Here is a 9413-nt window from a genome sequence, read left to right as displayed (position 1 = left end):
CGAAGGATTCTTATGAAGAACCCTGGTAAATTAACTGAAAGCGAACGAATAAAGCTGTTAGAAATACTACGTATATCTGATGACCTGCGGCGTGCATATGGACTTAGATTAGCCTTTAGAAAGATATTTAAGATATACAGCATACCTAACATAGAAAGATATATACAATTATGGTTAAATACAGTAGAAAACAGTCATCTACCAGAGTTTAGTAATTTTAAAACTTCCTTTACCAGTTGGTTCCCTCAAATTGTTAATGCTTTTGTATTACCATATTCCAATGGGTTTACAGAAGGGTGTAATAATAACATTAAAGTATTAAAGAGAATCAGTTATGGATTGCGTCATTTTGATCGTTTCAGAGTTCGTATACTTCTATTAAGCAAAAAGAATAGCGCTAGCTATTTAGATAGCTAGCGCTAAGAACTTCTTATATGAGCAGCCCCCACATTTGACAAAGAGCCTATCTTTGAACGCAGTTGTGCATAGCAGTTTATGGCATCCCCATTGCCTAAATAATGACAAAGCATAAAGACCGCGACATGTTCCGGAGCAAACCTACCGTAGGATCAGTTTGTGGAGGAATATGTTGCGGTCTTTTATTATATACTATTTTCGGGAAGACGCCATAAACAAATAGCGCTTCAAGTGTTACCCGATGTCAGCAGGTGTAGAGAAATCTACTGTAATACCCAATGCTTTCGCTACGCCTTCACCATATGCAGGGTCACATGCATAGCAATGTTTTGCATGGCGTTCTTGGATAAACAATGGAACTCCTGCCATGTTGTTCGCTGTGTTTTTGAACAATACTTCTTGTTGTTCTGGAGTCATGAGACGGAACAATTTACCAGGCTGTGTGTAGTAATCGGAATCATCTTCACGGAAGTCGTATTGGTATGCTTTACCAGATACGTCATATCCTGGATCTTTGTATTGTGCTTGGTTAGCCCATTGGCCAAAGCTATTTGGAGCATATCCAATAGTAGAGCCATGGTTGCCATCTACACGGCCTTGTCCATCACGATGGTAAGAATTGAATGGGCATTTAGGCGCATTCACAGGAATGGATGGATAGTTTGTACCTAAACGATAGCGTTGTGCATCAGCGTAGGAGAACAAACGACCTTGTAACATGCGGTCAGGGCTGAATCCAATACCAGGGATAATTGTGGATGGAGCAAATGCTGCTTGTTCTACATCTTGGAAGTAGTTTTCTGGGTTGCGGTTCAATTCCATTACCCCTACTTCAATCAATGGGAAATCTTTTTTGTACCATACTTTTGTAAGGTCAAATGGATTATATGGAAGTGCTTCTGCTTGCTCTTCTGTCATCACTTGGATGTACAATTTCCAACGAGGGAAATCACCTTTAGCAATTGCATCAAACAAGTCACGTTGTGCACTTTCACGATCATTTGCAATAATCGCAGATGCTTCTTCTTCAGTTAAGTTTTTGATTGGTTGTTGGCATACCCAGTGGAATTTAACCCATACGCGTTCGTCGTTTGCATTGATTAAGCTATATGTGTGGGAACCAAAACCATGCATATGACGGTAGCCATCTGGAATACCACGGTCACTCATGACGATTGTAATTTGGTGCATTGCTTCTGGCAAGCTAGACCAGAAATCCCAGTTAGCAGTAGCATCACGAAGATTAGTTTCAGGATTACGTTTTACCGCACGATTCAAGTCAGGGAATTGCAATGGATCACGGATGAAGAATACTGGTGTGTTGTTACCAACTAAATCCCAGTTACCTTCTTCTGTGTACATTTTAACAGCGAAACCACGAATATCACGTTCTGCATCAGCCGCACCACGTTCACCAGCTACTGTGGAGAAACGTACAAACAAATCAGTTTGTTTGCCCACTTCAGAGAATACTTTTGCTTTTGTATATTTTGTAATGTCATTTGTCACTGTGAAAGTACCAAATGCACCAGATCCTTTCGCATGCATACGGCGTTCAGGAATTACTTCACGAGCAAAGTGGCCTAATTTTTCCATCAACCACACGTCTTGCATTAATACAGGACCACGTTTTCCAGCAGTAGCGCTGTTGTTATTATCAGGTACCGGAGCACCAAAGGCAGTTGTTAATTTTTCTTCTTTCATAACTTTCTCCTTTGTAAACTTATACATATCATAATAAAATTAAAACCTATATTTTATTATAACGGATAATTATTATCCGTTAACTTATGAACTCATTATAGAACTTTTTCTATATGTTGTCAATAATAATTTTCCATTAAGTTTTATTATTTTTGATGTTATAAACTATAACATTATCAATTCCTGTATTTTAGTGTGCAAATATAGCTACTAACCCACATCTACTTCTTTTTTAGACTATGATATACTTCATCTTACTTTAAATCATATAGGTAAGTAATTCAATACAATAATTTCTATGTTCCGTCTTAATACATTAATAGTCTTATCTCATCTTATATCACAATGCAAAAAGGACTATGAAAGAATAGTTATCTATTCTTCCATAGTCCTCATATGATTCATTTAATTAAATGGTATCACGAATGCATGCAATCTTGGATTACATCATACCGCCCATACCGCCCATTGGAGGCATTGGAGGCATCATTGGTGCATTTTCTTCTACTTTATCAGCTACGATGGATTCAGTAGTTAATACTAATGCTGCGATGGATGCTGCATTTTGCAAGGCAGAGCGTGTTACTTTAGCAGGGTCCACGATACCAGCTTTAACCATATCTACATATTCTTCTGTTAATGCGTTGAAACCGATGCCGCTTTCAGTAGATTTTACACGTTCTACTACCACAGAACCTTCTAAACCTGCATTGTAAGCGATTTGACGTAATGGTTCTTCCACTGCACGACGCACAAGATTTACACCTGTTAATACGTCACCAGTAGCTTCGATACCGTCTAATGCTGAGATGATGTCGATCAATGTAGTACCACCACCTGCAACAATACCTTCTTCTACAGCTGCACGAGTTGCGTTCAATGCGTCTTCGATGCGAAGTTTTTTATCTTTTAATTCTACTTCTGTTGCCGCACCTACTTCGATAACAGCTACACCGCCAGACAATTTAGCCAAACGTTCTTGTAATTTTTCTTTATCAAATTCAGATGTTGCTTCTTCTGCTTGTGCACGAACTTGTGCGACACGACGAGCAATTACATCTTTGTCGCCATTACCATCCACGATGATAGTTTCGTCTTTTGTGATGCGAACTTGACGAGCTGTACCCAAGTGTTCTAATTCCACATTGTCTAATTTCAAGCCTACTTCTTCACTGATGACAGTACCACCAGTTAAAATAGCAATATCTTCTAACATAGCTTTACGACGGTCGCCGAAACCAGGAGCTTTTACTGCTACTGCTTTTAATGTACCACGAAGACGGTTCACTACTAATGTAGCCAATGCTTCGCCGTCTACGTCTTCAGCGATGATCACAAGTTCTTTACCAAGTTTTACAACTTTTTCAAGAGCTGGCAATAAATCAGCAATCACAGAGATTTTGCGGTCAGTGATCAAAATTAATGGTTCGTTTACAACTGCTTCCATTTTATCTGGGTCAGTTACCATGTAAGGAGATAAGTAACCGCGGTCGAATTGCATACCTTCTACTACATTTAACTCAGTTTGCAATGTTTTAGATTCTTCTACAGTGATAACACCGTCGTTGCCCACACGGTCCATCGCTTCAGCAATTAATGCACCGATTTCTTCGTCAGCAGCAGATACGGATGCTACTTGAGCGATGTCTTGTTTACCATTTACATTAATCGCTTTAGATTGAATTTCAGCTACTAATTTTTTCACCGCTAATTCGATACCTTTTTTTAGGATCATTGGATTAGCACCAGCTGCCACATTGCGCATACCTTCTTGGATCATAGCTTGTGCCAATACAGTAGCCGTAGTTGTACCATCACCTGCTACATCATTAGTTTTTGTAGCAACTTCTTTCACTAATTGTGCACCCATGTTTTCAAATGGATCTGGAAGTTCAATATCGCGAGCGATAGTAACACCATCGTTAGTGATTGTTGGGGCACCAAATTTTTTCTCTAATACTACATTGCGACCTTTAGGCCCTAAAGTTACTTTTACTGCATTTGCTAATTGGTCAACACCACGACCTAATGCACGGCGTGCTTCTTCGTTGAATAAAATTTCTTTTGCCATTGTCTAGCCTCCTATACAAGGGATACCCCTCAATTGCTTAGATTATAATACTGCTAAAATATCTTTTTCACTGATGATTAAATGGTCAAGACCATCGATTTTGAACTCAGTGCCAGCATATTTGGAGAACATAACTGTATCGCCCACTTTAACTTCTGGGGCTACACGTTCGCCATTGTCACATAATTTACCAGGACCCACAGCAATAACCGTACCTTCAGATGGACGTTCTTTTGTGGAAGATGCTAAAAAGATACCACTTTCCGTTTTTGTTTCTACTTCTAATACACGAATGATGACACGATCGCCTAATGGTTTCATTGTTATACCTCTTCTCATATACACTATAATATCGATGTTAGCACTCAATAAGAGTGAGTGCTAATCACAAGTATTATTATAAATCATTTTTAAATTTTTGCAAGTCCTTTTTGACTTTTTGACCAAATACCTATATCACTTATTTTTTTGTTTGATAGGCTGCGATGATTTTCTTACATGTTTCTAGCACACTAATCCTCTTATCCATACTGAAAGTCCGGATTTTTTCATACGCTTTCTCTTCTGAAAAACCATGAAGTTCCATCAATATGCCTGTAGCCTTTGACAAATATTTTCGTTCTTCTAAAGAATTTTCTACACCTTTTAATTGATCCATCAGAGCGGTTTCTTCTTGAAAGCGGGCCATAGCCATTTGCAGAGCTGGACCTAAATCCGGTTCACGCAAGGGCTTAATTAAATAACCGTATACTCCAGATTGGGATGCCTTTTGAATTAAATCATCTTGGCTGTAGGCTGTTAAAAGCACCACCGGCGCCAATCGCTTGTGGCGAATTTGACGAGCTGCCTCAATACCGTCTAACTCAGGCATTTTTACATCCATGAGCACTATATCTGGCGCAAGGTCTTGGCATAGTTGGATGGCTTCGACTCCATTGGCACCTTCACCTATAACGGTATGGCCTTGGCTTTCTAATATATCTCGCAAGTCCATACGAATCAGCGACTCATCATCTACTATTAAGACGCGCATACTCTTCTCCTTTGTGAACCCAAATATCTACTACAGTCCCTGTTCCTTGGGATGTCCAAGAAATTTTTCCATTCAGTTCATTCCGCACTAAGTTGTCAATAATTTGTAATCCCAACCTGCGTTGTCTAGTACTTTCAAAATCATCTGGCAAACCACAACCTGTATCACGGATAGTAATGTGTAGCATATCATGATTTGCGGCATCCCTTATGTCTCGCACTTCCACCTGTACTTGACCTTCAGTTCTATCTTTAAAAGCATGTTTAAAAAGATTAGAAAAGAGTTCATTCATGACCAAGGACACATAGCTAGCCTTATGGGATGAGATAATGATATCGTCTCCTAGGTATTCCATGTCGATCCGTTGCTCAGAAGATCCTAATCCCTGTCGTAACAAACGCCACAGTTCTTCGATAATACTACGCAATGCCACATAATCTTCATCAAAATTTGACACGATTTCATGGACGAGAGCCATACTTTCAATACGATGAATACTGTCTTGTAAAGCTTGTTTCACATCATCAGAGCCACTACGACGGCTTTGCATGCGAAGTAATCCTGCCACAGATTGCAAATTATTTTTCACTCGATGGTGCACTTCTTTGATAACGGAATTTTTCACCAGTAATTCTTGATCTCGCTTGCGCAGTTCTGTTTTGTCTTGCAATACCAAGATACCACGCTTCCACTTCACCCCAAGAACGACGGGAATCATCACTTGTCGCAATGCAATGTCACCATATAACTCCTCATCAATGGTACCCACTCTATCTTCTAATGCTTTTTTGATACGGCCTACTTTCAAGGTACTACTATAAATAGACGTTCCCTGTAGTCTCCGATCGATACCAAAAATGTCTCCTAATTTTTTTGCCGCTCGGTTTGCATAGAGTATGGTTCCGTCTTGTTCAAAAAATAGAATCCCATCTAGGACGGAAATTCCCTCATACAGTTCTGGTTGCTGTAGTTGTGGTACCAACATGCCTTGAAATGTCGTCTGTGACACGATAGACATAAACTCGTCGTAGCGATTGGAGTACACTTCAGATACAGGGTTTGTGAAAGCGCAGGCTCCAATACACTTACCCCCATTATCTACAATAGGATATATATAGGCATAGTAAGACTCGATTGTCATACCTGTATCTGTCGATTCCTCCCACTCCATAAGACATGCATAGGACTTGCCACTACGTAACATCTGCTGGATAGGATGGTCCATAGGCACTTCGTATTTCTGTACCATTCCTGTATGACCACTGTCCAGTGCACCACTAAGTAAAAGGTGCCCATCCTTAGCTTGCACTAAGAGGGACACCCCTTGTTCACTGATGGCTTTACCAAAGCTTAATCGCTGAGAAAACTGCAATAGTAAAGCCTGTTGTGTTGGATATAACTCAGTTTCTTTGTTTAGGATATCTTTCCAACTAGCCATGTTGGTTTCCTTTCCACAAATCGCTGCCCAATGGAATGGACGGTTTTGCATTCAATGTGTAATTGCTGAATTTACCAGCTTGTGCCATATAGTAAGCTCGGCATCCAATCATAGCCGCATTGTCTGTGGCCAACATAGATCCTGCTGTGAGGTATGTCAAGCCTTCTGCCTCACACATAGCTTGTAAATCTCGTTGCAGTCCGCTGTTAGCCGACACGCCACCAGCTAGAGCAATCTTCGTTTCTCCTAATGTATGAGCCGCTTCTTTCATTTTATCTACCAATACGTCTGTAATAGCCTTCTGAAAAGAGGCTGCCACATCTTCATGACAGATGGATTCACCTTTTTGCTGTTTTCCATTGATATAGTTAAGAACAGATGACTTCAAACCACTGAAACTAAAATCGAAATTTCCTTTTTCTAATAAGGGTCTTGGAAACTCTATGGCATCCGGATTTCCCTCTTTCGCCAACGCATCAATATGTGGTCCTCCCGGATATGGGTACCCCAACACGCGAGCGATTTTATCGAAGGCTTCACCTGCGGCATCATCACGTGTTTGACCTAGTACTTGGAAACTTTCATAATCTGTCACATGGACGATTATAGTATGCCCCCCAGATACAACTAAGCACAAGAATGGAGGTTCTAACTCAGGATGTAACAGAAAGTTTGCAAAGATGTGACCCTCCATATGATGAACACCGATCAAGGGAATATCTTTCGCAAAGGATAGAGCCTTCGCCGCTGACACCCCTACCAAAAGAGCCCCAACTAAACCAGGCCCATAGGTGACACCGATATGATCCATATCGTCTAATGTCAAATTCGCATCTACCAAAGCTTGGTCAATCACTGGCATAATCTGTTCTATATGATGTCGAGACGCCACCTCTGGCACGACACCGCCAAACTTTCTATGTATGGGTACTTGACTGGAAATTACATTAGAAACGACCGTTCTGCCATCTTGCAACACTGCTGCCGATGTTTCATCACAACTAGTTTCAATAGCTAGTGTGTAGATACTCATGCCAGTTCCTCCATTTCTTTCCTCATAATCAGCCCATCTTCTACTGGATCTGAATAAAATTGTTTGCGTACTCCTACCGCTGTAAAGCCAAGTCTACGATACATGGCTTGAGCTACAATATTGGAGACACGCACTTCTAAAAAAATATGTTTCATGCCTTGTTTACGGAGCATTTGCGTTAACTTACGAGTCATTTTAGATCCATAACCTGCACGACGATGTTCAGGATGTATGGCAATATTCGTAATCTGACCTTCATCCAAAACTAGCCAAGATCCTGCATAACCAATAATCTTGCCATCTTCTGCTTCTGCCACAAGGTACAGCTTATCTTCTACTTCTAAATCATCTAATAAAGCTTCCTTTGACCATGGTGTTGAAAAACAGGCTGTCTCTATTTGGTAAATACCTTCAATATCACTTCGTAAGGCTTCTCGTAAGGTGATCATTATCGTTCACCTGCTGCTTCACGAACTACTACTGTAGGTTCCACGTAGGTACCAGTAGCTAGGATATCTTTGTTTTTCTCATCCCAAACCACTTCCGCTTCCGATTTACGAATATAGAATGGCTCAATGGACTGCGCATCAAGAATCGTACCATTCATAAATTGTGGCAATGCCACTTGAATGACATGAGATGCCCGTGGGCGTTGTTTCGATTCATGTCCTAGTGCGAGTTTCAAAGGATCAATACGGCCTTCTTCTACGCCTAGGGCATATTCTTTTTCTAGACGCTTCAAACCATCCCCAACAATAACTACTGGATGTGTCTCACATAGTTTCACTAAAGATTCCAGCAATTCTGGTACTTGATGTACTTCTATTGTATCTAAAGCAATCATATCCGTGCCATTCCACTCATACTGACGGCCATAGACCTGTTTCTTTTGTGCATCAATGACAGTGCATATCCGATAGTTAGAATACATAAAACTTTGGGCTAACACATCGGTGGTGAGTACGCCTACTACGGGTACATTCCAAGCATACGCCAAGGCCTTTGCCGTGCCTAAGCCAATGCGCAATCCCGTAAAGGATCCCGGTCCAATGGTAACGGCAATACCTTTTATATCAGATTTCTTGACTTTCCCCGTTGTCAGCACCGCTTCAATATGTGGCACCAATTGCTCAGAATGAGTAAGCCCTGCCTGTACAATGAGTTCGCTTCGTATTTCTTTGTCATTTCCCACCGCCACACTGGCAATGGCACTACTCGTTTCAATTCCTAAAATCATATCTCTCCTATGCGGTGTAATGTTTCCTCTGAAAGTAAATCCGTACGAACTGTAAACTGACGAGATCCATCTGCATTCACGTCGATAGTAATCCAAACCGTTGTGTCTGGTAACTCATCTTCAAATTTACTAGCCCATTCCACAATGGACTTTGTTTCCTCTGTATATTCGTAAAAACCGATGGTTTCTAGCTCTTCTACCAAATCCATTCGATACAAATCAAAGTGATACAAATAGATTCCATCTACATCATAGGTATTCATCAAAGCAAACGTAGGGCTTGTCACTTCTTCTGTGACCCCAAAACCTTTCGCAATCCCTTGAGAAAAGTGCGTTTTCCCTGCCCCTAGCGTGCCATCTAGAGCAATACAAATAGGGCTTTCATAGTCTTTTATAAATCTCCCTAAGCTGCGACCTAGAGCCAACGTTTCTTCTACGGAATGCGTTGTATATTGTATGGTGTTCATAATATTCCTTTAT

At 40.7% G+C, this 9413-nt stretch carries 10 protein-coding genes; 1 reads left to right on the top strand and 9 read right to left on the bottom strand.

Annotated elements, in window-relative coordinates; translation table 11 throughout:
- The coding region (locus EO115_RS03210) for a transposase (protein WP_164724039.1) at nt 1-417 on the top strand (417 nt) is incomplete at its 5' end.
- A gap of 234 nt (nt 418-651) precedes the next feature.
- Here EO115_RS03210 and EO115_RS03205 read toward each other — a convergent pair.
- The 9 genes from EO115_RS03205 to tsaE form a co-directional block, all read right to left on the bottom strand.
- On the bottom strand, nt 652-2121 hold the full coding sequence (locus tag EO115_RS03205) for a catalase (RefSeq protein ID WP_206168426.1): 1470 nt from the start codon (nt 2119-2121) through the stop codon (nt 652-654).
- 442 nt (nt 2122-2563) lie between these two features.
- A complete protein-coding gene (gene groL, locus EO115_RS03200; RefSeq protein ID WP_126937540.1) occupies nt 2564-4192 on the bottom strand; it encodes a chaperonin GroEL in 1629 nt (542 codons plus the stop codon).
- 42 nt (nt 4193-4234) lie between these two features.
- Nucleotides 4235-4531 (bottom strand): co-chaperone GroES, encoded by a 297-nt coding sequence (gene groES / locus EO115_RS03195; RefSeq protein WP_371413199.1) that lies wholly within the window; start codon nt 4529-4531, stop codon nt 4235-4237.
- 121 nt (nt 4532-4652) lie between these two features.
- A complete protein-coding gene (locus EO115_RS03190) occupies nt 4653-5225 on the bottom strand; it encodes an ANTAR domain-containing response regulator (protein WP_126937538.1) in 573 nt (190 codons plus the stop codon).
- Nucleotides 5203-6663: a sensor histidine kinase gene (locus tag EO115_RS03185; protein WP_164724038.1), complete on the bottom strand. Its 1461-nt coding sequence runs from the start codon at nt 6661-6663 to the stop codon at nt 5203-5205. The genes EO115_RS03190 and EO115_RS03185 overlap by 23 nt, the downstream gene beginning before the upstream one ends.
- Nucleotides 6656-7696 carry a tRNA (adenosine(37)-N6)-threonylcarbamoyltransferase complex transferase subunit TsaD gene (gene tsaD, locus EO115_RS03180; protein WP_126937536.1) on the bottom strand — a complete coding sequence of 347 codons (1041 nt, stop codon included), beginning with the start codon at nt 7694-7696 and terminating at the stop codon, nt 6656-6658. Before tsaD ends, EO115_RS03185 begins: the two co-directional genes overlap by 8 nt.
- On the bottom strand, nt 7693-8145 hold the full coding sequence (gene rimI / locus EO115_RS03175) for a ribosomal protein S18-alanine N-acetyltransferase (RefSeq protein WP_126937535.1): 453 nt from the start codon (nt 8143-8145) through the stop codon (nt 7693-7695). The genes tsaD and rimI overlap by 4 nt, the downstream gene beginning before the upstream one ends.
- Nucleotides 8145-8933 carry a tRNA (adenosine(37)-N6)-threonylcarbamoyltransferase complex dimerization subunit type 1 TsaB gene (gene tsaB / locus EO115_RS03170; protein ID WP_126937534.1) on the bottom strand — a complete coding sequence of 263 codons (789 nt, stop codon included), beginning with the start codon at nt 8931-8933 and terminating at the stop codon, nt 8145-8147. Before tsaB ends, rimI begins: the two co-directional genes overlap by 1 nt.
- Nucleotides 8930-9400, bottom strand: a complete 471-nt coding sequence (gene tsaE, locus EO115_RS03165) for a tRNA (adenosine(37)-N6)-threonylcarbamoyltransferase complex ATPase subunit type 1 TsaE (RefSeq protein WP_126937533.1) — start codon at nt 9398-9400, stop codon at nt 8930-8932. The genes tsaB and tsaE overlap by 4 nt, the downstream gene beginning before the upstream one ends.
- Nucleotides 9401-9413 lie beyond the last annotated feature (13 nt).

Origin of the sequence: Veillonella sp. CHU740 (assembly GCF_003992055.1) — a bacterium.
Lineage (GTDB): Bacteria > Bacillota > Negativicutes > Veillonellales > Veillonellaceae > F0422.
Note: the sequence above shows the minus strand (reverse complement) of the source record. Positions and strands in the feature narration are given on the sequence as shown.